This is a genomic window from Streptomyces sp. NPDC052036 (genome assembly GCF_040680495.1).
Lineage (GTDB): Bacteria > Actinomycetota > Actinomycetes > Streptomycetales > Streptomycetaceae > Streptomyces.
The window spans coordinates 141,593-166,026 of the sequence record NZ_JBFAWW010000015.1 but is presented as its reverse complement, the minus strand read 5'-3'; the positions used below and the strand labels follow the sequence as shown (position 1 = coordinate 166,026).

Below are 24,434 nucleotides of genomic sequence, written 5' to 3'. Positions count from 1 at the left end.
TCAGCACTCCTCGGGGATCGGTTCGCGGGTGGGTTCGGGCGGGCGGCCGTCCTCCCACCGCACACCGACGATCTGCAGTTCACGGCCGGACAGCAGATCGGTGGTGCCCGCGTCGCAGCGCGGGCAGCTCAGCAGCGGGGGCATGCCGACGGCCCACTCGTGTGCGCACGGTGCGCAGCGGGCACGTCCGGGCACGAAGTCGGTGACCAGTTCGGCGCCTTCGAGCACGGTCCCGGCGCAGGCCAGTTCGAAGCAGAAGGACAGGGCGTCGGGGACGACACCGGCCAGCTCGCCCACCTGGAGTCGGACCTCGTGCACCGCCGTGACGTCACCGGCCCGCTCGGCCGCCTCTTCCACCTGGCCGATCACCGCCAGCGCGATCGACATCTCGTGCATGGGTCTCCGTCCCGGCGGGAGGCCGGGGAGCGGCCCCGTGGGACGGGGCGTGCGCGGCCCGCCGACGTCCATTAGAGGTGAGGCAGCATCGGCTCGGTGACCGGCACGCCGGGGCCGCCGGGCGGGTCCGCCGTTCGCCGCAACGGCCGGGGCGGGGGCATCTCGGCTCAGTGTGCGGCGTCGTCCACGAGGGCCTCGCGCGCGGCGGCTCCGTCCGCCTGGGCCTCGGGTGCGGGGTCGGCCGTCGCGTCGGGCCGCAGCAGCTCTTCGATCAGCTGGACGGCCCGGGGCACGGCGTCCGACACCGCCGGGCTGAGGCCGATGCGCTCCTCCACACAGACGGGCTCGCACCCCACCACCACCGTGCGCCGAGGCGGCTGCCCGCCCGTTCCGGCGCAGAGCGTGCCGAGCAGGGCGAGGACGGCGTCGGGGGTCATCCGGTGGCCGTCCATCGGCGCGCTCGGCACACCGTCCGCCGCGCCCTGGTCGTGCTCGATCACGTACAGCGTGCCGGGGTCCCCGCCGCGCGCGGTGGCGTCCACCAGCACCAGCGTGTCGTAGCCGTCGAGGACCTGGTAGGCGAGGTGCACTCCGCGCACCCCGATGTCCAGGACCTCGACCTGCGCGGGCAGTCGACGGCCGCTCAGCGCGTGGACGGTCTCCACGCCGAAACCGTCGTCCCCGAGAAAGACGTTCCCGATGCCGGCCACCAGGACCTTGCCGATGTCGCCGCCAGGGCTCATGTCGCGTCCTCCACGGGGGTCACCTCGTCGGTCCGGAAGTAGAGAAAGCTGCCCTGCGCCCGCCGGATGTCGGCGCCCGGGTCGCCCTCCACCGTCACCGCGAGATGCACCGAGCCGTCCACGTCATGCAGCACGGACTCGACGGTCGCGACACGGCCGCGCAGGAACAGATCCTGCGCGTCGGTGCGCCGCAGTCCGGGGCGCAGTCGCACCCGGCTTCCGGCGCGCACCGGGCGGCCGTCCACGACGGCCTCGTCAGGGGCCGGGGCGACGTCCGCCTCGACCGCCGGGGCACGCCGGGTGTCTGGGTGCACGACCCCGTACTCGTCGGGGAATCCTCCGGCGGACGCCGCCCCCGTCACCGCGCGCACGGCGCCCGGGGTGAGGGGCCCGTCGGCGGCCACGGGCGCGTAGGGCGAGCCGGGGCCGTCGGGTCCGGGGTGTTCCGGGGGGACGGCCGGATGGTCCCCGAGGATGACCGGCGAGGACAGCACCACGTCCGCGCGCCCGGGTTCGCCGGCGAGGACGGGCCAGGTGTGCAGATTGCGGCAGGAGGCAATCGCGTCCTTCGCCCATTCGGGGGGTTCCGTCATCGACAGGAAGGACCCGGCGCTCAGTCCCAGCAGGAGGTGGGTGGCCATCAGGGAGCGGGGCAGCGCCGAGCCCCGGTCGGCGGCCTCGTCGTCCGCGGGGGCCCAGGGGCTGGTGTTCTCGACGACGGCGGTCAGCCGCATGACCCGGAAGGGACCGTCGAGTCGACGTGCCGACAGCCGCAGGGTGCCGTGGATCTCCTCGTACCGGCGTACCAGGCGGCCCACGGCCCGGCCGTCCTCGTCGAGGACCGGCTCGCTCTCCTCCTCCGCCGGGCGGACGAAGGCGAGCGTGACCCCGTCGCCCTCGACGAGCTCGGCCGGGGTCACGACCGCTTCGACGCGCTCCACGGTTCCCTCGTCCAGGGGAGCGAGGACGCGCTCCCCCAGCCGGAGTTCGGCAACCGTGGTGAACGTGCCGTCGGCCCGGGCCTGCTGGACCGTACGGCGCCGGGCGCGCAGGAACCGCAGCTCGACCGCCAGGGCGGCGTCCGCGCCGGGTTCCATCAGGCACTCGGTGTGCTGGAAGTCGTACTCCTCCTCGCGGTCGGCACCCCAGGCGGGCGGTACCAGCACCCCGAACTGTCGGCGCAGCCGGTGCTCGGCGGCGGAGCCGCGGTAGGGGTGGAGCGCACAGCCCTCGAAGAGGACGGTGTCGGCCACCCGCCGGGCAAGGGCGAAGCGTGCCTCCGTCTCCGGGGCGAACACGGTCACGCTCACGGGGCGGTCCTTTCGGGCGTGGGCGGGCCGCGGAACGCGGCGCGGAGGCGGTGGTCCTCGGTGTGGGGGCGGCGGCGGGCGAGGGGCGGTCCGCTCCGGACCGTCGGGCGTCCCGCCATCAGTCGTGCCACCGTCGTACGGCGGCGTCCTCGGGGGCCGTGGTGGCGTCCGGGTCCCCGCACCGGGCCGGTTCCGCCGCCGTCCGGGCGGTCGGGACGACGGTGAGATGCGGAGGCGTGCACGACGGTGTCTCCTTGCGGGCGAACGCGCGTCGCAGCGCGTGGTAGGGCGCGTCCGGATCATGGAAGGTCCGGTGCATCCGGGCAAGTTCCCGTTCCCTGAATGCGGCCGGCGGCTCCTTGCTCTGCTGGAACTCCAGCTTCGCCTTCTTCGCCGCGATCCGGGACCGTGTTCCCGGCAGTGTGGCCAGCCGGGCGGCCAGTCGGCTGGTCTCCGCCGCGAAGTCCTGCGGTCCGCACTCGACCACCCGGTCGACGAGTCCGAGGCCCCGGGCCCGCGCGGCGCTCATCGGCAGGGCCTCGTCCAGAAGCCGGTCGGCCACCGTGGCGCCGACGCGACGGGGCAGCGTGTAGGTCCAGTACTCGGAGCCGTACAGGCCCATCAGCCGGTAGTGCGGGTTGAGGACGCAGCCGGCCCGGCACCAGACCTCGTCGGCCGCGAGGGCGAGCATCACGCCGCCCGCCGCGGCGTTGCCGCCGAGCGCGGCGACGACCAGCCGGTCCGTGGTGGCGAGGACCGCCTCGACCAGGTCGTCGATGGCGTTGATGTTCGCCCAGGACTCGGCCGCGGGGTCGTCGGCGGCCTCGATGACGCCCAGATGGATGCCGTTGGAGAAGAAGTCCCGCTGGCCGCCCAGCACCAGCACCGAGGTGGGGCGCGCGCACGCGTCCCGGTAGGCGGCGAGGAGCCGCAGGCACTGGGCGGTGCTCATCGCGCCGCCGGGAAAGGCGAACGCGAGGAAGCCGACGCCGCCCTCCTCGCGGTAGCGGATGTCGGTCCAGGCGGGCCATGCGGCGTCCGGGGCCACGGGCAGCTCGGGCAGCGGGGGCAGCCGGTCGCCGAGGGCCTGTACGGCGGGGAGCTTGATCGGGCGCGGCTGTCCCGGCACGCGCCGCCGGCGCAGTTCGGGAATCCACACTGCGCCGTCCGCGGTCGCCCGGCAGATCGCTCCGGCCCTGGTGGCGAGCAGTTCCCCGGGGATTCCGCGCAGGCCCTCCGCGGGGTGACCGCCGTGCAGGTACCACTCCTCGCCGAGCAGCACGTCGAGCACGCCGGGCTGGGAGTCGGCGGCCCGCAGCTTGCGGACGACGACCGGTGTCGGATCGGCGGCCCAGTCGATCCGGCGGACGCTCTGGTCGAGGTACGGGCGGCTTCGCGCAACGCGCTGGGCGAGGGGGACGTAGGTCCCGGAGGCGAAGCGCTCCACGGCCAGCAGGACGGCCGCGAGGGCCGCGTCGGCGATCTCGCCCCGGTACAGATCGCTCTTGGACACCGGCGGTACGGGGCATGCCACGGACGCCCAGACGGCGCCCGAGTCCATCTCCTCCTCCGCCTGAAGGACCGTCACGCCCCACCGTGTGGCACCCTCCGTGATCGCCCAGTCCAGGGAGGACGGCCCACGGTCTCCGAGGGGGCCCGGGTGGACGATGAGGCTCGGGTACGCGGTCCACACCTCCCGGGGGATCGCCGTCCTCAGCATCGGCGCCAGTACGAGGTGCGGCGCGTGCCGCCGTACGGTGTCCGCCAGGGGAACGCCCGGCAGGGCGAGTTCCACCGCCACCGTGTGGCCCCGGTCGCGCAGCTCGGCGTGGACACGCTGAGTGAGGCTGTTGAACGCGGTGGCCACGAGGAGGATGTGCACGGCGGACTCCCGGCGGACGGTGCGGGCGGGGTTGCCCGGCCGACTGCGATGGTCGTGCACGGCCGTCCCGGGGTTTCGCCGACTGGCTGCGAAGTCACTCGAAAGTGGGCGTGGCGCCGCCACTCGGCGGTGACAGCGGCCGTCTCCTCCCGGCGGGACGGATCAGGCGGGCGGGCCAGGTCGAAGGGGCCGGCGGATGGGGCCGGCGGAAGGGGCCGGTGCCACCGTCCGGGCCGCCTCGCGCGCCGAGGAACGCACGACCAGCGCGGGTGATCTCTCGCCTCCCGCCGCCGGGGAGTGTAGACATGGCAACATGGTCCGACTTCTGGGTCGAACCGGTCTCCGGTCGTCCCGTCGTCCGAGCGGTCCGCGTCCCCCGGACGCGCAGAGCCGCGCCGACCTGGTGTCCGCTCCGGATGCCCGGCAGACCGCAGACGGGCCGCAGACACCGTCCCCGCCGCCCGCCGGGCAGGAGCGGGAGACGGGCCGACGGCGTCCGGGAGCCCTCGCGGCGCTGCGCTCGGCGTTGACCGGGCGCAGCGTCGCCGGACAGGTGTTCCTGCTGCATGTGATCATCGTGCTGCTGCTGGTGCTGACCGCGGTGGCCGCGCTGCTCCTTCAAGTGCGGCACGACACCACCCAGGAGGCCCGCAACCGTTCCCTCGCCGTCGCCGAGACGTTCGCGAACGCCCCGGGTACCCGTGAGGCGCTGAGCAGTCCCGACCCGTCGGCCGTGCTGCAGCCGGCCGCCGAGGCCGCCCGTACGACGTCCAAGGTCGACTTCATCGTCGTCATGAACAACCAGGGGGTCCGCTACACCCATCCGGTGCGCGAGCGCATCGGCCAGCAGTTCGTCGGGAACCTCCAGCCCGCGCTGGCCGGGAATCCCGTGGTCGAGGAGATCAACGGCACCATCGGCCGGCTGGTGCAGGCGATCGTCCCGGTCAAGGCGATGGACGGCAGAGTGGTGGGCCTGGTGTCGGCCGGTGTCACGACGGAACACGTGGGCGGGGCCGCGGACCGGCAGCTGCCGCTGGTGCTGGCCGCCGCGGCCGCCGGGCTGGCCACGGCCACGGCGGGCACGGCGCTGGTCAGCCGGCGGTTGCTGCGCCAGACGCATGGCCTCGGGCCGCGCGAGATGACCCGGATGTACGAACACCACGACGCGGTGCTGCACGCGGTCCGCGAAGGCGTGATCATCCTCAGCGGCGACGGCAATCTGCTGCTCAGCAATGACGAGGCGCAGCGGTTGCTGGACCTTCCCGATGGCGCGGAGCGACGGCATGTGACCGACCTCGGCCTGCCGGCCGACACCGCCGCGCTGCTGGCCTCCGGGCGGACCGCCACCGATGAGGTACGGCTGGTCCGGGGCCGACTGCTGGCCATCAACCAGCGGCCCACGGACCAGGGAGGGGGCCCGCCCGGGAGCGTGGCCACCCTCCGTGACTCGACGGAGCTGCGTGCCCTGTCCGGCAAGGCGGAGGTGGCGCGCGAGCGCCTCACCCTGCTGTACGACGCCGGGGGCGCCGTAGGGACGACCCTGAGCGTGCGGCGCACCGCGGAGGAGCTGGCGGAGCTGGCCGTCCCCCGGTTCGCCGACTTCGTCACCGTCGATATGTTCGAAGCCGTGCTGGAGGGCGAGGAGCCGGAGGCGGGGTCCGATCTGCGCCGTACCGCGTCCACCGGGATCCGCGAGGGCGCCCCCCTCTACCCGCTGGGGCACCGGATCCGGTTCGTGGCGTCCTCTCCGCAGGCGAAGAGCCTGTGCAGCGGCAAGGCCATCCTGGAGCCCCGGCTGAGCAACGCCCCGGGCTGGCTCGCACAGGACATCGAGCGCACCACAGCGGTCGTGGCGTACGGGATCCATTCGCTGATCACCGCTCCCGTGCGGGCGGGGTCGCTGACCCTGGGCCTCGTCAACTTCTGGCGCTCCGAGAAGCCGGAGCCCTACGACCAGGAGGACGTGGCGCTCGCCGAGGAGCTGGTGGCCCGTGCCGCGGTCGCCATCGACAACGCGCGCCGGTACACGCGCGAACACAGCATGGCCGAGACGCTCCAGCGCAGCCTGCTGCCGCAGAGGCTGCCCGAGCAGGGCGCCCTGGACGTCGCCTACCGCTATCTTCCGGCGAAGGCCGGGGTGGGCGGCGACTGGTTCGACGTGCTGCCGCTGTCCGGCGCCCGGGTCGCGCTGGTGGTGGGCGACGTGGTGGGCCACGGCCTGCACGCGGCGGCCACGATGGGACGCCTGCGCACGGCGGTGCACAACTTCTCGGCCCTGGACCTGCCGCCGGACGAACTTCTCGGTCTGCTGGACGAACTGGTGGCCCGCATCGACCAGAACGAGATGGCCGAGGACACGAGCGCCCCCGTCACGGGCGCAACGTGTCTGTACGCGATCTACGACCCGGCCTCGCGGCGCTGCACCATCGCCCGTGCGGGCCATCCGCCGCCGGCTCTGATCCAGCCCGACGGCGAGGTCGGCTTCCCCGACGTGCCGGCCGGTCCGCCGCTCGGTCTCGGCGGGCTGCCGTTCGAGACGGCCGATCTGGAGCTCGCGGAGGGCAGCCGGCTCGTTCTCTACACGGACGGGCTCGTCGAGGACCGCGAGCGGGACATCGACGACGGACTGGAGCTGCTGCGCGCCTGGCTGGCGAGCGCGGGACCGTCGCCCGAGGACACCTGCCGGGCCGTCCTGGACGCCCGGCCGCCGTCCCGGTCCAGCGACGACGTCGCGCTGATCGTGGCGCGCACCCGGGCCCTCCTGGCCGACCAGATCGCCGAGTGGGACGTGCCGATGGATCCGGCGGCCGTCGGGGAGGTGCGGGCGTCGGTGACGCGGCAGCTGGCGGAGTGGGGGCTCGACGAGCTGAACTTCACGACGGAGCTGATCCTGAGCGAGCTGGTCACCAACGCGATTCGCTACGGCAGTCCGCCGCTCCACGTACGGATGGTGCGGGAACACAGTCTGATCTGCGAGGTCTTCGACGGCAGCAGCACCTCGCCCCATCTGCGCTACGCGGCCATGACGGACGAGGGCGGACGCGGCCTGTTCCTCGTGGCGCAGCTGGCCGAGCGCTGGGGGACCCGCTACGCGCCGACGGGCAAGGTCATCTGGGCGGAACAGCCGCTGCCCTGAGGCGGTCTCCGGCGCCGGGGACTTGTTCGACTCTACGAACCTCTTGCCTGACGGGTACCCATCATCTCCCGCTTCTGATAGGAAACCTTCCTATCAGTACAGCCACCCCCCGACCCCCCACCTCCATTGGAGTCCCCGTGGTGCATCGCTCCCCCGACGCGACAGGCCCGACGCATACGTCCCGGCGCACCGTGCTCGCCCTCATCGGCGCCTCCCTGGTCGCCGCGCCGCTCCTGAACTCCCCGTACGCCTCGGCGGCACCCACGGCCGCCAAGGCGGTGGGGCTCGACGACCCGGCGAAGAAGGAGATCGCCATGAAGCTGGTCTCCAGCGCGGAGAACTCCTCCCTCGACTGGAAGGCCCAGTACAAGTACATCGAGGACATCGGCGACGGCCGGGGCTACACCGCCGGCATCATCGGCTTCTGCTCCGGCACCGGCGACATGCTCGACCTGGTCCAGCTCTACACCGACCGCAAGCCCGGCAACGTCCTCGCCAAGTACCTGCCCGCCCTGCGCGCGGTGAACGGCAGCGACTCGCACCAGGGGCTGGATCCGCACTTCCCCGAGGACTGGCGCAAGGCCGCGCAGGACACGGCGTTCCAGCAGGCGCAGAACGACGAGCGTGACCGGGTGTACTTCAACCCCGCCGTGCAGCAGGGCAAGGCGGACGGGCTCGGGGTGCTCGGGCAGTTCACGTACTACGACGCCATCGTCATGCACGGCGACGGGGACGACCCGACGAGCTTCCGCAACATCCGCAAGCGCGCCCTGCGTTCGGCGAAGCCGCCGGCGCAGGGCGGCAACGAGGTGACGTACCTCAACGCCTTCCTCGACGCGCGGGTGTGGGCCATGAAGCAGGAGGAGGCCCACAGCGACACGACCCGGGTCGACAGCGAGCAGCGGGTCTTCCTGCGCAAGGGCAATCTGAACCTCGACCCGCCGCTCGACTGGAAGGTCTACGGGGACAGCTACCACATCGGCTGACCCCGGGCCGAGTCCGCCCAGCGCAACAGGGTCACGGTCAACGGCCGGAACTCCACCCGCGACCGTGCACCGTCCCCGGCCCAGGTCACCTCGACGCCGTCGTCATCGGCCACCACGGCGGCGACGGCGTCCACCGGCGGCGCGGGCCGGGGCTCGGCCGTGAGCACGGCCAGGCTGACATGCACCGAGGTGCCCCCGGCCCGTCCGCGCAGCCGGGGCACCCGGGCCCAGCGGGTGTAGGCCGTGCCCTGGGGCGCGGGCACCGGTTCGGGGCCCTCGTCCCAGCCGTGGAGCCCGTGCAGCGCCGACACCACGGGCTCCTCCGGCCCGGTGGCCCAGCCCGTATGGGTGACGCGGGCCCCGTCCGGGGCTCCGACCACACGGTGGACCCGCAGTTCGTAGCGTCCCCGGACCACCGTCACGCTCTCCACGCGCAGGCCCGGCACCATCGGCGGCCCGGCGGCGAAGACCGGCCGGTGCCAGGACGCCGCCCACCCCCAGCCGTCCCCGTGCCCGGCGCCCAGCGGGTGGATACGGCGCCGTACGCTGCCCCGGCCGTCCACCTCGACGGACAGATGGTTGTCCGCGATGTTCCCCGGGGCCGTGGGCCCGGTTCGGGTCGAGTACGCCTGGCGCCCGTAGTGGGGATCGTTCTCGGCCGCCGACTCGCCCTCGTGGGGACGTACATCATCGCTGCCGTGGTTGTGCAGCCGTACGATCCCGTCGGCGCCCGTGGTCTGCACGAGCAGCCCCGGCGCGGGCAGGGCAAGGACCCGGTCGGCCCCTTCGGCGGGCGCGGACTCCTCCCGGGCCGTCCACAGCGGATGGTCCCCGGGCGCCAGCAGGGACACAAACGCCTTCGAGGCCCAGTACGGGGACGCCGGACCCGAGTAGCCCTGGAGGGTGGCATCGTGGGGGCCGTACCAGCCGAGGGCGAGCAGCCCGTCGTCGGTCAGCGCGCCGCGGTCCAGGAAATGGCGCAGACAGCCGCTGATCAGGCGCCGGGAGGTGCCCGGGGACAGTGGCGTGTGGCCGGTCAGCGCGCCCAGGCCGACGGCCGCCGTGGCCGCGAACCGGTAGGTCAGCGAGCGGCCGAAGTGCAGCGGCGCGCCGTCCGCGCCGAACATCAGCGAGAAGCCCTCCAGATGCTCCCGCAGCCGGGCTCCGTGGCCGGCGGAGGGTGTGCCGTCCCCGGCGAGGTGGGCGTCCAGTACCGGATACAGATGCAGGGCCCAGCCGTTGTAGTGGTCGAAGGCGCGCCCGTCGCCGTCCGCGTACCAGCCGTCGCCGCGGTACCAGCCCTCCAGCAGGTCCAGCGCGCGCCGCCGGGCCTCGGCCGTCTCCGCGTCGCCGCGGCCCGCCGACTCCAGGAACCCCGCGACCGTGAAGGGGAAGAGATACCAGTTGTTCGGCGCGGGCTTGTGGCGCAGCGCGCCGCGCAGCCATTCCTCCGCCCGGTCCTGGACGCCCGCGTCGAGGTTCTTCCACAGCCAGGGAGCAGTCAGCCGCAGTCCGAGGGCGACCGACGCGGACTCCACCATCGGCTGGCCCTGCACATCGTGGTCCAGGGCCAACGGCCATGACTCGGCGTCGTCCCGGCCGGGGGCACGGGTACCGGCGGCGAGGCCCGCCGCGTACCGCTCCAGCCAGCCGTGCGGGTCGCTCCCGCCGGCGCCCGCCACCCGGAAGGCGGCGGCGAGGAACGTACGGGCGTAGCCCTCCAGGCCGTCCGACCGCACCCCCGAGCGTGAGGGCCGTCCGGGCAGGTCGAGCAGGGCACGGCCCGGTGTGCTCCAGCGCCAGGCAGCGGCCAGCAGTCCGTCCGCCACGGCCTCCCAGTGGGCCCTGGTGTATCCCGTGTACGGGCTCGACTCCCGGTCCTCCGCAGGCAGTTCGAAGGGGATGTTCATGCCTCGAACACCATCCTCTCGCGTCGTACGGGGTGCAGGAACCCGGCACCGGACGCCCAGCGCGCGGTCTCGGCGAGGGCGAGGTCGGCCAGCCGACGCCACTCGTTGCCCTGGGAACCGGCCAGGTGCGGGGTGATGAGCACGCTGTCGCAGTCCCACAACGGGTGCCCGGGGGGCAGCACTTCGGGGTCGGTCACATCGAGCACCGCTCGGACGCGCCCGGCCAGGGCGGCGTCGGTCAGCGCGTCCTGGTCGACGACCGCTCCGCGCGAGGTGTTGATCAGCACGGCCCCCGGGCGCATCGCGTCGATCTGGCGCCGGCCGACCAGGCGGCGGGTCGAGGGCAGCAGCGGCGTATGCACGCTGACGGTGTCGGCGCGCGCGAACAGCTCGTCCAACTCGACCTGCTCGACGCCAAGTTCGACCGCGTCCGGACCGGCGACGTACGGGTCGTACAGCAGCACGTCGACGTCGTGCGGACGCAGCAGCTCGATGACCCGGCGGCCGGTGCGCGACGCGGACAGAACGCCCACGGTACGACGGTGGTTGCCGACGGTGCGAGGCGTGCGCAGCCAGTCGTCGCGGCTGCGGGTGGCGCGGAAGTCGCGGGCGCGTTCCAGGATGTCCTTGCCGGTGAGCAGGATCATCGCGAGGGTGTACTCGGCGACCGGGACGGCGTTGGCGGAGGCCGCGGAGGACACTTCGATGCCGCGTTCCCAGCAGGCCTCGGTGATGTGCCCGCGGACGCTGCCCGCGGTGTGCACGACCGCGCCCAGTCGGGGCGCCGCCGCGAGCACGTCCCGGTCGAGCGGAGGGCAGCCCCAGCCGGTGACCAGCAGGTCGACGTCGGCGAGGACGGCCCGGGCGCGCGGTGTGGTGAGGTCGTCGAGGACGGGCGGCGGGGCGAGGTCGCAGATCGCGGCGAGGGCGTCGAGGGTCGCGGGGTCGAGGACGGCCGCGGCGGCCTCCCCGGACATGGCGAGGGCGGCACGGGGGCGGAAGCCGGGGCCCGGCGCGGCGGCGGTCATCGGGGAGTCGGTCATCTCGGGGCGGGAACTCCTCACGGGTGCGGCGGACCGGGCTGCTTGACGGCACCGGCGACCAGTAGGCGCGGAGCGTGAAGGCGGGGTCAGAGCGACCGAGCCACTTCGCGAACGACACAATCGACATCCCCGCTTCGAGCCTGACCGACGCGTAGGCGTGATGGTCGGCGGCGCCTTGGACGTGGGTGAGTCGTATGAGGAAGCGGCGGCCCGTGAGCTGTCCGAAGAGCTGGGCGTGCATGTGCCGGTGCGCTCAAGTTCAAGTTGCGCCGGCATTTGGTGCCTGGGTCCAGCAGCTGAAGAGCGTTTCCCTGGCGGATCTGCCGATGTCAGTGGCGGCTGCGATGCCGGCGGCATGATCGAGGCGGGCCGGGCACGTGGTCGAGATGTCCGGCCCGCTGGTGGGGGCATGTCGCTCAGGCGGCACGCAGGAGTTCGCGCAATGCGGTGGTGTCGACGAGGTGGGCCCGGGAGGGGAACACCTTCTCCACCAGGACGCGGTTGACCTCTGGGTCGTGGTCGGCGACGCCGTCGGTGAGGACGTACACGTGGTAGTCGCGGTCGGCCGCGTCCATGAGCGTGGACAGGACGACACCACTGGTGCTGATCCCGGAAAGGACCAGGGTGTCGATGCCGCGGGCGTCCAACTGCTCAAGCAGGTCGGTGGTAGAGATGCCGCCGAAGCGGACCTTGCGGACGACGATGTCACCGTCGGCCGGGGCGATGCGCTCGTCGATCTGAGTCGACTGGTCCTCGTGGTGCATCAACCGTGCGGCGGCGACCGCGCTGAAGGTCTTGTTCCGCTCGGGAATCGTGCCCCAGTCGTCCTCGGTGAAGGCGACGCGGACGTATCCGATGACGCCACCGGCGGCACGAACGTCGGCTATCGCACCCTTGACCCGTTCCACCAGGGCGTCCGGCTCGGTGATGGTCTGGACGATGCCGTTCTGGAAGTCCATCGCCAGCAGCGCGGTCCGCTTGGGATCGAGCACGGGGGTGGTCATGGGTGGTTCTCCTTTGTCGGGGTTCGTCACTGCGGGAGCGGGTGGGGCTTACTGCTGAACGCCCTGCGCACGCTGGGAGACGTGCGCCCAGTCGTCCCAGGTCTTCAGGCGGTCCGCGTAGACGTTCTTGGCGATCTCCAGGCCGTCCGTGCCGAAGAACACCCGTAGCGGCGGGTTCTCCGCGTCGACGATCTGCAGCAGGGCGGCGCCCGCGTCGCTCGGGTCGGCGTAACGGGCATCACCCATCTGAGCCGCGATGGCCTCACGGACCGTGTCGTACGCGGGGATCCGCTCGGCGTGCTTTGCGGACGAGCCGGCCCAGTCGGTGGTGAAGCCGCCCGGCTCCACGATAGTGATCTTGATGCCCGTGCCCGCGATGGTGAGCTCGTGCGAGAGGGACTCGCTCAGCGCCTCGAGGGCCCACTTGGACGCGTTGTAGACGCCGATGGTCGGGAACGCAGCGATGCCGCCGACCGACGAAATCTGGATGATGTGGCCGCTGTCCTGAGAGCGCAGGATCGGCAGGATGGCCTGCGTCACCCACAGCGCGCCGAAGAAGTTCGTCTCCATCTGCGCGCGCGCCTGTTCCTGCGAGGTCTCCTCGATCGTGCCGAACAGACCGTAGCCGGCGTTGTTGACCACGACGTCCAGGCGGCCGAACTTCTCGTGCGCGGTCATGACGGCGGTGTCGACTGCGGCCTTGTCGGTGACATCGAGCCGCAGCGGCAGGATCGCGTCGTCGTACTTGGCTACCAGATCGTCCAGGGTGGCGATGTCTCGGGCGGTTGCGGCGACCTTGTCGCCGCGCTCCAGGGCGGACTCGGCGAACGCGCGGCCGATGCCACGCGACGTGCCGGTGATGAACCAGACCTTGCTCATGATTTCTCCCTCCGGGTCTGTCGCCACCGTACCCCCGAAACATAGACTCGTCCAAAAAGAGACTCGTCCAGGAATCGTGGGGCGGGACGTACGATGACCCGAAGGGAGGAACGAAGAACCATGAACCTGCGGGAACGCAAGAAGCTGGCGACCTGGCGCGCCGTCCGGAACGCCGCACTGGGGCTGCTCGCGGAACAGGGCTACGACGCAACGACGGTCGAGCAGATCGCCGCCGCGGCGAATGTGTCACGCGCCACCTTCTTCAACTACTTCGCCAGCAAGGAGGCCGCGGTCCTCGACCCCGACCCCGAGGAGCGGCGAGACTGGCAGCAGGCGATGCACGAGCGCCCGGCGGACGAGCCGTTGTGGGATGCGCTGACTGCGATCCTGACCGGGTGGTGCACAAGCCTGCGTGACCGCATGCCGCTGCAACGCCGCCTCAAAGCGGAGTCGCCGGCCTTCGCGCAGACCGCCCAGAGCTTCGGCGAGCAGTTCTTCGCCGACCTCAGGGAGTGGGTGTTCTCCCGTACCACCCAGTCCGACCGGTTGACCGTGACCCTGCAGGTGAACCTCGCACTGGCCGCTATCAACACGGCCTACCAGACCTGGCCCGAAGACGAGTCCTTCGACGGCTTTCTGCAGCGGCTCGAACGCTGCCTGCTCCAGGCGCGCCCATCGACCGAGTAGTGCACCGTCGGCTTCGCCACGAAACCCGCGCTCGTCGGCCGAATGACGGGGTGTGCGCTGAACGTCGGCGTTCATGTGCGAAATGCCAGGCGGCCTGCTCACTGGCTACTCTTGCCGGGTGGGTAGCGCAGCAACACCGGAAGCAGAGATCGCCGCCGAGTTGATGAAGGCGATGACTCGCCTGCGCGCCCGGCTGCGTTCCGAGTCCGCGCCTGAGGAAATGCGATGGACCTGGTCACAGATCAACACCTTGGCGCGAGTGATCACCGAAGGGCCCACCACCGTAAGTGCCCTGGCAGCGGCGGAACATGTGCGTCGCCAGTCGATGGCTGAGACGCTCTCGGCCCTGCGCGCCGACGGACTGGTGACTGCCAGCCAAGATCCCACCGACGGGCGGAAGACGCTCATCCACGCGACAGCCCATGGGCGGGCGCTGGTCGAGACGATGCCGGCGGCCCGCGAAGCCTGGCTCGAGGCGGCGCTGAGAACCCAACTCAAGGCGGATGAACGCAACACTTTGCTCAAGGCTGCCGCGCTCATGAACCGGATCGCCGACGGCGCCTCATGAAGGGCCTGCGCTGACCGGCCGAAGGCAGTCTGCGGGACAGGCGACCCGACGCGGACGTCGCGCGAGCGGGCCCGGGACAGCCCTGCCTGCACGTGCGACAGTACGTCCCCGGGGACCGCAGCCAGGGCCTCAGGCTGAGAGCCTGTCCTCTCTTCCGCCCTGTCGTTCGCTTCCCGGCATCGCATCCACGCGCCTCGCCGCCCTCGCTGGTCTTGATCGACTGGGCGTCGATCACGGCGGCCGACGGCTCAGGGTCGCGTCCGGCCCCGATCCGGAGCCGGCGGCGCAGTTCATCGTGCATGCGGTCCCAGCTGCCGTCCCGGCGCCGCTTGGTGAACCAGCGGTGCGCCGCATCCCAGGGCATCAGGTCGCGCGGGAGCATCCGCCACTGGCAGCCCGAGCGCAGTACGTAGAAGATCGGGTCGAGCACCAATCGGTCTCCGTACTTACGCACCCCGCCGCCCTTCCGCAGGTTACGCACGGGAAGGAGCGGCCGGATGACCTCCCACATCTCATCTCAGGCTGGACGGACAGCACGGGCCGCTGACGGCCTCGGAGTTGTCGCACTGGCACACACCACGTGATCATTCCGGGGCCGTCGCCGTGCCTGGAGAGCAGATCGCCACCGTCACGCGTCTCGCATGACCAGCCAGCCCGACACGCGCTGCGCCGCCGTCGAGGAAGCACGGTGGTCCCGTGGTGCCACGAGCCCCACCACCGAGTGGGCAGACTCCGGCGACATCGGAGTCTGCCCGCACACTTCGTCTCCGCGGTTGGTCAGGAAGGAGTGGCACCATGGCGGACATGTTGAACTACAACCTCGCCGTCCCCGATGTAGATGACGCCGGTGTCCTGTCCGCGCTGGTGGCTGAGGGTGACGAGCTCGACGTCCTGGTCAGGGCAGTGGACGACTGGTCCGTACCGACACCGGCACCGGGCTGGACGGTCGCCCACCAGATAGCCCACCTCGCGTGGGCGGACGCGAACGCACTCAGCGCCTTACGCACTCCGGACGCGTTCGGCGCCGAGCTCGGGCGGGCGGAAGCCGAAGGCAGCGGGTATGCAGACAAGGCCGCCGCCGCGGGAGCGGCCAAACCGCGGTCGGTACTTCTGGACGAGTGGCGGGCCGGTCGAACGGAACTGGCGGCGGCACTGCGCGACACGCCATGGGACCACGCATTCCCCTGGTTGTTTGTGGCAGGTTCTGTTGGCCCCACTCCGACATCGATGTTGGCTCCACTGGGGGTTGGACGAGGACTGGGCGGGGTCGTCAACCTCGCTCCGACAAGTTGTTTTGGCCCCACCCCGATCGGGTGGGTTCCCTAGCCTCGAGAGTGGGTTGGGGCGGTAGCGTGAAAGGCATCGGATCCGACACGGACCCCGGGCCCCCGACAGGCTCGACGGCTCCGCGGATCTCGACCCGTGTTCGATCCGGGACCGCTGGATTCTCCGATCCGCGGTGGACGACGAGGACGGGCATTGGCTCGGCCGGCGGAGAACGGGCGGGCTCGGCATGGCGGAGGCCGGCGCCCCTGAGGGGCGCCGGCCTCCGTGCGTGATCGTGTGGGTCGGACGGCTGGGCGGATTGACTAGAGGTCGGCGATGAGGAGCCGGTATCCGACGTCAAGGGTTTCTTGATCAAGCAGGTCGGCATGGCTCTTCTGCCACCGCCCGGAGACCAGGTCGTCGGAAAGCCGGGCCAGACCGGCGTGCAGGGTTTCCTCCCCGACGAGGGCGAGGTGGGACATGCCCGCCCGCACGGCCGGATCGAGATAGGCCTCGGGCCGTCTCCAGTACGCAGCGCCGAACCCGTCGGAGCAGTCATGCGGGATCGGGACGGTCTCGATGCGGGCACCTCCCAGGAGTTCTGTCAGCTGGTCGATCGCGACGGCACGCTCCTCGTCGAACGCCGCAGCCTCGGGCAGGTACTCATCAAGGAGCCAGAACTTTCGATTGATGTCCTGATCCCAGGTGAAGATGACGATGCGCTGCCTGGCGATCCGTCGAAGTTCCCGGATGCCGGCCTCGAGGTCATTCCAGTGGTGCACCGTCAGGACTGCCATCGCTGCGTCGGCGGAGTCGTCCGCGATCGGTATGGACTCTGCCGCTGCCTGTAATGCCCGTGCTGAATCCGCAGGCCGCTGGGCAATCATCGTGGCGCTGGGCTCGACGGCAAGAACTGTCTGCGGCGGCTCGTAGGAGCCGGTGCCGGCTCCCACGTTGATCACCGAGGCAACATTGCCAAGGGCTCCATGGATCCGGGCGGCGATCCGAGGATCCGGCCGTCGCGTAGTGCTGTAAGTTGCACCAATGTTCTCGTAAGTCGTCACAGCGGACAGTATGTCGCTCCGCCAAGACGCGCTCTCGAACTGGTGCCTCTTCCCGGGACGGACGCGCGCTCGCGCACCATGGAGCCCCCTTTCGACAGGTTCCGTCAGCCTTGGCGGCGTCTCTTCTGGGTCTGGGCCAGGCGGAAGGAGTCGGTGCCGGTCTCGACGATGTGCGCGTTGAAGGTGACCCGGTCCACGATGGCCGCGCAGAGCCGGGGGTCGGTGAAGGTCTGCTTCCACTCCGAGAACGGGGCGTTCGAGGCGATGGCGATCGCGCGTCGTTCCTCTCGCTCGGTGAACACCTGGAACAGCAGCTTCGCGCCGGCCTTGTCCAGGTCGAGGTAGCCGAACTCGTCCAGACACAGCAGGTCGACGCGCCCGTAGCGGGCCAGGGTGCGGCCGAGCTTCTTCTCGTCGGCCGCTTCGGCGAGCTCGTTCACGAGGTTCGCGGTGGTCGTGTATCGGACGCGCATCCCGGCCTCGGCGATCGCCGTGCCGATGCCGATCAGCAGGTGTGACTTGCCGGTGCCGGAGTCGCCGATCAGGCAGAGAGGCAGGCCGGCCTTCACCCAGGCCGGGTCGGCCAGGGTGTTCACCTGCTCGGGCGTGACGTTGGGATTCTTGTCGAACTCGAAGTCCTCCAGTCGCTTGGGGCGGGGGAAGCCAGCTTCCCTGACCAGCCGGGTCTTCTTGCGTTCCTCGCGCTGGAGACACTCGGCTTCCAGCAGGTCGGCCAGGAAGTCCTTGTAGCTGGCCCGCTCCTTCAGCGCGGTGGCGGCGATGTCCTCGAAGCGGGACCGGATCGTGGGCAGGTGCAGAGTCCGGCAGGCTTCGTCGATCACGGTCTCGACGGCCCCGGCCGCGGAGGCGTCCTTGCGGGGCTGCGGAATGCGCTCACCGACGTCGAACAGGGCGGTGGTGTCGGTCATGCGGAACCTTTCGGCTGGCGGGTCAGCAACTGGTCATAGCGGTCCACCGACGGCGGTGGACGCCTGTCCTCAGGCAGAGCGGCCCGTCGTTGGGGCAGTGACAGCACCCGCCCGACGTGCTCCTGTGCCCAGGGCGGAGGATCGTTCTCGTCGTCCTCCGGCTCGGGGTCCCGGGCGGCGGACTCGGCCTTTCGGGCCTCGATGGCCACCACGTCCGGGCTGGTGGAACCGGCCTTCAAGGCGGCGGCCATGCCGACCTGGACCGCTTCGGCGGGCATCCGCCGGTGCAGCAGCAACACCTCGATCAACACGCGGGTGCCCTCGGCATCCCCATGGGTCTTGAGAGCGGAGGCCCAGAACGCCTCGTGGACGGCCGTGAACGTGCCCTCCGGCCGGGCAGTGGCCAGCGCGGTCGACCCGGCCATGGCACCGGGCTTGACCAGCAGAATCTCCAGGTAGTGGTCAAGCACGTCGCGGTATCCGTGCCGTCTGGTCAGCCGCGGGTGGCGGGCGACGATGTCCCGCCGCTCGAAGACCAGCAGCTCGTTGCCCCGCAGCAGAACCCGTACGCGCTCTCCGATGAAGCGGGCGGGCACCGAGTAGTAGCACTGGCGGACGCTGATCCGGCTGGTCCGGTCGACCTTCGGCGTCAGGGTCAGGCCGCACTCGAAGTCCTCGGCCGGCAGCGGCGCCAGCTCGTCGGCCTCGATGCGGAAGTTGAAGCCGATCGTCGTCAGCTTGCCCCGCAGCATCCGCTCGTCCTCGGCCTCATCGATCACGGCGAGCCGCGCGTTCAGCTCCTCCAGCGAGGCGACATCCGGAACGGGAACCAGATGTGACCTGCGGAAACGCCCGCCCTCCTGCTCGACCCCACCCTTCTCATGGGCGCCTTCCTGACCGGGCATGCAGTAGAAGGCGTCGAACCCGTAGTGCGACCGGAAGGTGGTCCACCGCTCGGATTCCACCCGGTTCCGGCCGGTGCAGACCTGCCGGACGGCGGGCTTGAGGTTGTCGTACCGGATGTGCCTGGTCGGGACCCCGCCCAGCACCCGGAAAGCCTCCGCATGGCCCTCCATGAACGACTCCTGGGCCTGCGAGGCGAACACCCGATGCACCGCCTTGCCCGAGTAGGACAACCGCAGCGTGAACAGGTGGCACTTGACCGCCTCACCGGCGACCCGCACCCACACATCCGCGAAGTCCACCTCGGCTTCCTCACCAGGAAGATGAGCCTGCGGCACCATGCCGTCCAGATGCCGGCGGCCGTCACGGTCCTCCGCCGCGATCTCCGGGCGGCGTTTGCGGACGTAGTCCCGCAGTGTGGAGTAGGAAACCCGGTCGAAGTCGTGTTCCTCCGCCAGGCGTTTCTGGATCCGCTCGACGGTGTGCTTCTGCTTGCGCGGGGCATTCAGGTCTTCCCGCAGCATCGCGTCGATCCACTCGGCGGCCGGGTCCAGGACCCGGAACTTCCGCCTCACCGCCTTGCGCGGCGGCGGGATCGCCGACGCGATCGCCTGCCGGACCGTGCGGCGGTGGACGCCGTACTTCGCAGCCAGTGCCCTCTGCGAGACCAGCGGGTCGAGACGCCTGTCCCGACGGATGTTTTCGAACAGCTCGACACGCGACAGACGCACCTCGGCCTCCCGACACGGCCATGACCAACAGCACGGCCTCCGACATGACCGTGAACGACGGACACACCCTGTCGGGATCGGGCAGACAGCTCACGTCATTCACTCGCAGGTGGGCATGTCGTCTCTCAGCGGGACAGGTGGGGCCAAATCAAATGTCGATCAACTGGGGCCAGACCACCCTGCCGGAGTGGAGCCACTGGAACCTGTCACAGACACCCTGGTACATGTCGAAGGTGACCCCGGCCCTGATGGCGCCCCTTCGTCTGATGGAAACCTGGGCACACGGGCAGGACGTCTTCGATGCTGTGGGCGTGGCACACCGCCCGACGGATCGACTGCAGCACGTGGCGTCGCTGGGGGTGTGGGGACGGGCGCTGTCCTTCGCCGCCGTCGGACTGCCTGAGCCGGCGGACCCCTTCCGCGTCGAGCTGACAGCACCTGACGGACGGACCTGGGTGTGGGGCCCCGAGGCTGCCGTGCAACGGGTACAGGGCGGCGCCATCGACTTCTGCCTGTGTGTCACCCGGCGTCGCCCCTGGTCCGAGACCAACATGACGGCGACCGGCGAGGACGCCCAGAAGTGGCTGGAGGTGGCGCGCGTCTTCCTCTGAAAGCGTGTCGTGGTGCCTGGGCCATGCGAGACGCGTGACGGTTGCGATCTGCCCTCCGGACACGGCGACGGTCCCGATCACGTGGTGTGTGCCAGTGCGACAACTCCGAGGCCGTCAGCGGCCCATGCTCGGCGTAATCAGCTGGCCACCCGACAGGCTCTGAGCTGAAAGGGCGTGGTCATGCCGATCATGTCCTAGGGCGTGTTGGTACGCGTGCGCTCTCGCGGCTCCTGGTCAGCGGGTTCCTTGCGGGGGGCGTCGCCCAGACGTCGGTCGAAAACCGTCATGCAAAGGACGATGGCGCCGATGACGACAAGAGCCCATGAGATGTGGTGCAGGCCGGTGTCGTCGACACGGTCGCGGAAGGCGATACCGGTGATGGCCGCTGAGGCGATGGAGCCGACGTATCCGAAGGTGCGCAGTAGCCCTGAGGCCGTGCCGATGGTCTCGGCCGGGGCCTCCCGGTACAGGACGGTCTGGTTCGCCACGGTGCTCGCCCCCGACGTGAGTCCGAACAGAGCGGTGACAGCAACGAGGGCGATGATCGGCGTCCCGGTGCTCAGAGGCAAGGTGGCGACGGCGCCCACCAGCAACAAAGCCGCGGAAGCGATGAGCCAGGCTCGGACCCCGCTGCGGCGCGAGGCGATTCGTGCTGTGACGGCCGACAGGGCGCCCATCGGGATGAGGACCAGACCGGCCTGGAAGCTGGGCAGGCCGCGAGCGGCCTCAAGCCACTGGGTGAGTCCGTAGAGAATCACGTACGTACCCAGCAGGGTCAGGCCGTTGCGCAGGTAGGTGCTGGTCAAAGCGAGGTTTGAGGCCAACAGGCGGACGTCCAGGAACGGGTTGACCGCCCTGAGCTCCCAGGCAACGAGCGCGCCCGCCAGCACGACTGTCACGACCAGGAGGGTCCAACTGGGCTGCTGCAAGTCGTTGAGGAAGATCAGAAGTGTGATCAGGGTACCGGCGAAGACGACCATGCCCAGCAGGTCGAGACGCTGGGCCATCGTGCGCAGGGAACGCTCCCGCTCACGGGCGGGGTCCTTGCCGATCCACCCCAGAGCCATCACCAAAGCCAGCAGTGCAACGGGAGCGTTGATCAGGAACGCGGTCCGCCAGCCAAACCACCCGACGAGAAGGCCGCCTACTGCCGGGCCGATCGCCACGGTGGCCGCACCGGCAACCGCCAGGCCACCGAGAACACTGCTGGGCGGCTCCTTCAACCCCGCTGTCGCAGCGCGCCGACGGATCAGCAGCATCGCCGACGGGTAGCAGGCCGACGTGCCGGCACCTATCAGGACGCGGGCAACGATCAAGGGGGCCATGCCCCAAGCGAAGCCGCCCAGGATTCCCGCAGCGAACACGGTGAGGGTGCCGACCAGAAACACCCGCCGCGCGCCGAATTCCTCGGCGAGCCGTCCGGCGGCGGGCTGCGCTATGGCGCTGGTCAGGTACAGGGTCGAGATCAGGACCGCGGTCTGACCGACGGCTATGTGCATCGCCGCGGCGATAGGCACCAAGGCCGTCGCGATCATGGAACTGTTCACCGGGTTCAGTGCGGCGCCCACATACAGCGGTGTCACGAAGCGCGCACCGAAGGGCTTCCCGTCTGCGCTACTCGTCCTGTACTGACCCGCCGGGTCAGCACCGCCTGTGACCTTCATTCGCGACTCCCTCATGCGTGTCCCGGCGGTCGGCCCTCAAGGAGAACCCACGCCAGGAATTTTAGGCAGGCTGCCTGACAATATTAGCAGGCAGCCTGCCTATGCCGAGGAGCGCTCGATTGGCGTTACGACATTCCGGACAAGTCACGCACCCATGAACGACGCTCGGCGTGACTGGTGGGGAGCTCTTTTCCCGAGCCCGACGACTACGGGTGGCCTCACGCTTTCCCGCACAGGTTTCGGACACGGCCCACAGCCGGGCGGCGTTCTCCCGGTCCAGGGCATACGGCGCCACACCGGCGATGGCACCGGCTCGTTCAGTGACCGCCTGGGCCTGAGCACAGTCTTCGAAGCAGCGGCCGGTCATGCCTTCGACGGTCGGCGAGACGGCCAGCAGCACCGAGGTGGCGGCGCCCTGCTCGATGGTCTTCCCAGGGGGCAGTGCCAGTCCGGTTGTGCCGATGAAGCCGGCCAGTTGCTCTGGGTCCATGTGCCGGGCCAGGGACGTGTCGGCGATGTTGCCCGGCATCAACGCGTTGGCGGTGATGCCGTCGTCGGCCCATCGCTCGGCGGCGCCGACGGCGAACAGGATGTCGGCGGTCTTCGACTGCCCGCAGGAGGTCCCGGGGTCGTACGGGCGGAAGCGATAGTCGAGGTCGTCGAAGACGACCGGCGAGAAGAGGTGGCCGATCGAGGCGACCGAGACGATGCGTGCGCCGTCCGCCGCCGCGAGTGCCGAGTGGAGACCGACGACGAGTGCGAAGTGGCCCAGGTGATTGACGGCGAACCGCATCTCACGGCCGTCAGGGGTGCGGGTGAGTTCCGGGAAGGCCATCACGCCCGCGTTGTTGACCAGGATGTGCAGCGGGCCGGACCAGTCGGCCACGAACGAATCGACCGTCGACCGGTCCGCCAGGCCGAGCCGTCCGACGGTCAGTTCGCCTGATGCGCGCGGGAGTTCGGCCTCCAGGCTCGCTGCGACGCGGGCCCCGTGTCGGTGTTCCGCACGGCCAGGGTGACGTCGGCACCGGCGACGGCAAGCGCCCGGGCCGTCTCCACGCCGATTCCGGAACTGGCTCCGGTCACCACGGCCCGACGGCCGTGCAGGTCGACGCCGTCAATGAGGTCGACGGCGGTGGTGTGCGCCCCGAACGTGTGGGGCGCCTGGGGTACGGACATGAGGGGTCTCCTGACTCGGGGCGCCGGGTGTCCGAACCTGCGGTTCGTGCACCGCTGGTGGTCGGCGCCCCGGCCTCCGGGGAAACGGCGGGAACTGACTCACACCCGGCGTGACACCGATGGTCATCCGGCAGCAGGCGCGTGCTCGACAGGGGTCCACGTGTATGTGCCGCCCGTCGGCGTGACACGGCCGAAGACGCCGTGGGTGAAGTGCCCGGCGGCGATCACGGTGTCCGGCCGCTGAAGCACACGGTCGCGCACCGCTCGGGCCTGTTCCGGATCGACGTCCGAAGAGAACGCACACATCGGGTCCGCGATCTCCACCGGAGCGTGGAAGATGTCTCCGGCGATGAACACCGATTCGGTCTTGGCGCCCGAAGCATCCCGCACCACGACCGCCAGGTGTCCGGGGGTGTGACCCGATGTGTCCTCGACGGTGACGCCCGGCGCGATGACGTCGCCGCCCTGGATGAACTCGACCACCCCTTCGAGTGGCTTGATGGTGGCCTCGGCATCCGGGCCGCCCATCTCGCCGGCCGCCTCGGTGGTCCAGTAGCGCCACTCGGCCTCCGCCATGAGATGCCGCGCCCGGGCGAACGTGAGGCCCTTGGGCGTCTTCGTCTCGGGTGCATTCGGAGTCGGAGCGATGTCGCTGGTCCAGCCGATGTGATCGAGGTGCAGATGGGTGTACACCACGGTGTCGATGTCATCGGGGGACAGTCCTTCCGCGGCAAGGCTCTGCAGAAGCTTTCCGCCCGTCACATGAGCAAGGCCGGGAATGTCGACATCCATGTCGCCAAGGGCGAGATCCACGAGAATCTTCTGACCCCCGGCGCGAATGAGGAAAGATCCGAACGTGAGGACGAGCCGGCCGTCTTCGAGGGAGCCAGGATGTGCCGCCCAGTCCACTCCAGGCATCATGGTGTCGGGATTGTGCACGCCGTGTCCGTCGGCAAGATAGGTGATCGACGTCTCGCCGATGGCTATACGGCGGCCCGGTGAAGCCATGTCAATATCCTTCGTCGTATTGGTGTCGAGATGCGGGCGCGGAGTCCGCCCCGCGATGAACAGGTACAGAGCGTCGGCGATTCACCGCCGCGCGTCTGTGTGCGCTCAGCCGTTGAGGAATCCCATGTGCTCGGGCGCGTTACGGTCGCCGGTGACGACGCCGTGCGGGGCGACCGCCTCGATCGCGGCGATGCCGTCGGCGGTGAGCGTCACCTCGGTCGCGGCGACGTTCTCCTCCAGGTAGCGACGGCGCCTGGTGCCCGGGATGGCGTGGGCCCGCCGGATCGTCCGCGCGGACGCCTCGCATGCACCGATGTGACGGACCTTGCCCTCCGCGACCAGCTCGGCCAGCGCGCCGACGGTCACCCTCCACGCCGGTCTTGGTGGCGAGGACGACGCGTTCCCTGCGCCCGGCCAGCGCCTTGCCGGTCAGCTGCTCGGTGTTCCATGAAGACTCCCTACAGCTCAAAACTAACCAGATAGATACAAGCTAACCTCCCATTTGACAGGCGTCAATAACTGGATAGTTACTGGG

General features: G+C 70.5%; 20 protein-coding genes and 3 pseudogenes. 7 read left to right on the top strand and 16 right to left on the bottom strand.

Annotated features, from left to right (window positions below):
- The 4 genes from AB0L95_RS22020 to AB0L95_RS22005 all read right to left on the bottom strand — a co-directional run bounded on the left by AB0L95_RS22020 (nt 1) and on the right by AB0L95_RS22005 (nt 4,331).
- Nucleotides 1-396 (bottom strand): hydrogenase maturation nickel metallochaperone HypA, encoded by a 396-nt coding sequence (locus tag AB0L95_RS22020; RefSeq protein WP_365163691.1) that lies wholly within the window; start codon nt 394-396, stop codon nt 1-3.
- Nucleotides 397-563: 167 nt separating this feature from the next.
- Complete coding sequence (locus AB0L95_RS22015) at nt 564-1,139, bottom strand: hydrogenase maturation protease (protein WP_365163689.1); 576 nt, start codon at nt 1,137-1,139, stop codon at nt 564-566.
- Nucleotides 1,136-2,449, bottom strand: coding sequence for a hypothetical protein (locus AB0L95_RS22010; protein WP_365163686.1), 1,314 nt, complete (start codon nt 2,447-2,449; stop codon nt 1,136-1,138). Before AB0L95_RS22010 ends, AB0L95_RS22015 begins: the two co-directional genes overlap by 4 nt.
- A gap of 118 nt (nt 2,450-2,567) precedes the next feature.
- Nucleotides 2,568-4,331 (bottom strand): enoyl-CoA hydratase-related protein, encoded by a 1,764-nt coding sequence (locus AB0L95_RS22005; protein WP_365163746.1) that lies wholly within the window; start codon nt 4,329-4,331, stop codon nt 2,568-2,570.
- A 313-nt stretch (nt 4,332-4,644) separates the two neighbouring features.
- On the opposite strand from AB0L95_RS22005, the gene AB0L95_RS22000 reads away from it, so the two are divergent.
- Nucleotides 4,645-7,467 carry a SpoIIE family protein phosphatase gene (locus tag AB0L95_RS22000; RefSeq protein WP_365163684.1) on the top strand — a complete coding sequence of 941 codons (2,823 nt, stop codon included), beginning with the start codon at nt 4,645-4,647 and terminating at the stop codon, nt 7,465-7,467.
- A 137-nt stretch (nt 7,468-7,604) separates the two neighbouring features.
- Nucleotides 7,605-8,453, top strand: coding sequence for a chitosanase (locus AB0L95_RS21995; protein WP_365163682.1), 849 nt, complete (start codon nt 7,605-7,607; stop codon nt 8,451-8,453).
- Here AB0L95_RS21995 and AB0L95_RS21990 read toward each other — a convergent pair.
- A complete protein-coding gene (locus AB0L95_RS21990; RefSeq protein ID WP_365163680.1) occupies nt 8,438-10,363 on the bottom strand; it encodes a DUF2264 domain-containing protein in 1,926 nt (641 codons plus the stop codon). The two genes, AB0L95_RS21995 and AB0L95_RS21990, sit on opposite strands and share 16 nt — an antisense overlap.
- Nucleotides 10,360-11,391, bottom strand: a complete 1,032-nt coding sequence (locus AB0L95_RS21985) for a hydroxyacid dehydrogenase (RefSeq protein ID WP_365163744.1) — start codon at nt 11,389-11,391, stop codon at nt 10,360-10,362. Before AB0L95_RS21985 ends, AB0L95_RS21990 begins: the two co-directional genes overlap by 4 nt.
- A 175-nt stretch (nt 11,392-11,566) precedes the next feature.
- Between AB0L95_RS21985 and AB0L95_RS21980 the strand changes: the two genes are divergently transcribed.
- Entirely contained in the window at nt 11,567-11,911 is a 345-nt protein-coding gene (locus AB0L95_RS21980) for an NUDIX domain-containing protein (protein ID WP_365163677.1), read from the top strand.
- Here the strand turns inward: AB0L95_RS21980 and AB0L95_RS21975 are convergent.
- On the bottom strand, nt 11,823-12,410 hold the full coding sequence (locus AB0L95_RS21975; protein WP_365163674.1) for a cysteine hydrolase: 588 nt from the start codon (nt 12,408-12,410) through the stop codon (nt 11,823-11,825). The two genes, AB0L95_RS21980 and AB0L95_RS21975, sit on opposite strands and share 89 nt — an antisense overlap.
- Nucleotides 12,411-12,458: 48 nt before the next feature.
- Nucleotides 12,459-13,289 (bottom strand): SDR family oxidoreductase, encoded by an 831-nt coding sequence (locus tag AB0L95_RS21970; protein ID WP_365163672.1) that lies wholly within the window; start codon nt 13,287-13,289, stop codon nt 12,459-12,461.
- Nucleotides 13,290-13,409: 120 nt separating this feature from the next.
- Here AB0L95_RS21970 and AB0L95_RS21965 point away from each other — a divergent pair, with 120 nt between their 5' ends.
- Nucleotides 13,410-13,976 carry a helix-turn-helix domain-containing protein gene (locus tag AB0L95_RS21965; RefSeq protein WP_365163669.1) on the top strand — a complete coding sequence of 189 codons (567 nt, stop codon included), beginning with the start codon at nt 13,410-13,412 and terminating at the stop codon, nt 13,974-13,976.
- A gap of 118 nt (nt 13,977-14,094) precedes the next feature.
- Nucleotides 14,095-14,544 (top strand): MarR family transcriptional regulator, encoded by a 450-nt coding sequence (locus tag AB0L95_RS21960; protein ID WP_365163667.1) that lies wholly within the window; start codon nt 14,095-14,097, stop codon nt 14,542-14,544.
- Nucleotides 14,545-14,692: 148 nt separating this feature from the next.
- Here AB0L95_RS21960 and AB0L95_RS21955 read toward each other — a convergent pair.
- Nucleotides 14,693-15,052: pseudogene (locus tag AB0L95_RS21955) on the bottom strand (transposase); the annotation flags it as partial.
- Nucleotides 15,053-15,339: 287 nt separating this feature from the next.
- Between AB0L95_RS21955 and AB0L95_RS21950 the strand changes: the two are divergent.
- Nucleotides 15,340-15,870: a maleylpyruvate isomerase N-terminal domain-containing protein gene (locus tag AB0L95_RS21950; protein WP_365163665.1), complete on the top strand. Its 531-nt coding sequence runs from the start codon at nt 15,340-15,342 to the stop codon at nt 15,868-15,870.
- A 263-nt stretch (nt 15,871-16,133) separates the two neighbouring features.
- Here AB0L95_RS21950 and AB0L95_RS21945 read toward each other — a convergent pair whose 3' ends face one another.
- From AB0L95_RS21945 to istA, 3 genes are all read right to left on the bottom strand, one after another.
- Nucleotides 16,134-16,874 carry a methyltransferase domain-containing protein gene (locus AB0L95_RS21945; RefSeq protein WP_365163663.1) on the bottom strand — a complete coding sequence of 247 codons (741 nt, stop codon included), beginning with the start codon at nt 16,872-16,874 and terminating at the stop codon, nt 16,134-16,136.
- Nucleotides 16,875-16,978: 104 nt separating this feature from the next.
- Complete coding sequence (gene istB / locus AB0L95_RS21940) at nt 16,979-17,803, bottom strand: IS21-like element helper ATPase IstB (RefSeq protein ID WP_365163661.1); 825 nt, start codon at nt 17,801-17,803, stop codon at nt 16,979-16,981.
- Entirely contained in the window at nt 17,800-19,437 is a 1,638-nt protein-coding gene (gene istA, locus AB0L95_RS21935; RefSeq protein WP_365163658.1) for an IS21 family transposase, read from the bottom strand. The genes istB and istA overlap by 4 nt, the downstream gene beginning before the upstream one ends.
- A gap of 152 nt (nt 19,438-19,589) precedes the next feature.
- On the opposite strand from istA, the gene AB0L95_RS21930 reads away from it, so the two are divergent.
- Nucleotides 19,590-20,048 carry a maleylpyruvate isomerase family mycothiol-dependent enzyme gene (locus tag AB0L95_RS21930; protein ID WP_365163656.1) on the top strand — a complete coding sequence of 153 codons (459 nt, stop codon included), beginning with the start codon at nt 19,590-19,592 and terminating at the stop codon, nt 20,046-20,048.
- A gap of 194 nt (nt 20,049-20,242) precedes the next feature.
- On the opposite strand, the gene AB0L95_RS21925 is transcribed toward AB0L95_RS21930, so the two are convergent.
- From AB0L95_RS21925 to AB0L95_RS21910, 4 genes and pseudogenes are all read right to left on the bottom strand, one after another.
- Nucleotides 20,243-21,631 (bottom strand): MFS transporter, encoded by a 1,389-nt coding sequence (locus AB0L95_RS21925; protein WP_365163653.1) that lies wholly within the window; start codon nt 21,629-21,631, stop codon nt 20,243-20,245.
- 322 nt (nt 21,632-21,953) lie between these two features.
- Nucleotides 21,954-22,891 (bottom strand): annotated as a pseudogene (locus AB0L95_RS21920) (SDR family NAD(P)-dependent oxidoreductase); the annotation flags it as partial.
- Between the two features lie 123 nt (nt 22,892-23,014).
- Nucleotides 23,015-23,899: an MBL fold metallo-hydrolase gene (locus AB0L95_RS21915; RefSeq protein WP_365163651.1), complete on the bottom strand. Its 885-nt coding sequence runs from the start codon at nt 23,897-23,899 to the stop codon at nt 23,015-23,017.
- Between the two features lie 105 nt (nt 23,900-24,004).
- Nucleotides 24,005-24,262: pseudogene (locus tag AB0L95_RS21910) on the bottom strand (hypothetical protein); the annotation flags it as partial.
- Nucleotides 24,263-24,434: the final 172 nt, after the last annotated feature.

What these genes read in the sequence shown, in the direction of transcription:
- AB0L95_RS21915 (WP_365163651.1), bottom strand. Translation starts at nt 23,899, where the DNA reads ATGGCTTCACCGGGCCGCCGTATAGCCATCGGCGAGACGTCGATCACC.
- AB0L95_RS22000 (WP_365163684.1), top strand. Translation starts at nt 4,645, where the DNA reads ATGGTCCGACTTCTGGGTCGAACCGGTCTCCGGTCGTCCCGTCGTCCG.
- istB (WP_365163661.1), bottom strand. Translation starts at nt 17,803, where the DNA reads ATGACCGACACCACCGCCCTGTTCGACGTCGGTGAGCGCATTCCGCAG.
- AB0L95_RS21930 (WP_365163656.1), top strand. Translation starts at nt 19,590, where the DNA reads ATGTCGATCAACTGGGGCCAGACCACCCTGCCGGAGTGGAGCCACTGG.
- AB0L95_RS21970 (WP_365163672.1), bottom strand. Translation starts at nt 13,289, where the DNA reads ATGAGCAAGGTCTGGTTCATCACCGGCACGTCGCGTGGCATCGGCCGC.
- AB0L95_RS21980 (WP_365163677.1), top strand. Translation starts at nt 11,567, where the DNA reads ATGGTCGGCGGCGCCTTGGACGTGGGTGAGTCGTATGAGGAAGCGGCG.
- AB0L95_RS21965 (WP_365163669.1), top strand. Translation starts at nt 13,410, where the DNA reads ATGAACCTGCGGGAACGCAAGAAGCTGGCGACCTGGCGCGCCGTCCGG.
- AB0L95_RS21990 (WP_365163680.1), bottom strand. Translation starts at nt 10,363, where the DNA reads ATGAACATCCCCTTCGAACTGCCTGCGGAGGACCGGGAGTCGAGCCCG.
- AB0L95_RS22020 (WP_365163691.1), bottom strand. Translation starts at nt 396, where the DNA reads ATGCACGAGATGTCGATCGCGCTGGCGGTGATCGGCCAGGTGGAAGAG.
- AB0L95_RS22015 (WP_365163689.1), bottom strand. Translation starts at nt 1,139, where the DNA reads ATGAGCCCTGGCGGCGACATCGGCAAGGTCCTGGTGGCCGGCATCGGG.
- AB0L95_RS21975 (WP_365163674.1), bottom strand. Translation starts at nt 12,410, where the DNA reads ATGACCACCCCCGTGCTCGATCCCAAGCGGACCGCGCTGCTGGCGATG.
- AB0L95_RS21985 (WP_365163744.1), bottom strand. Translation starts at nt 11,391, where the DNA reads ATGACCGCCGCCGCGCCGGGCCCCGGCTTCCGCCCCCGTGCCGCCCTC.
- AB0L95_RS21950 (WP_365163665.1), top strand. Translation starts at nt 15,340, where the DNA reads ATGGCGGACATGTTGAACTACAACCTCGCCGTCCCCGATGTAGATGAC.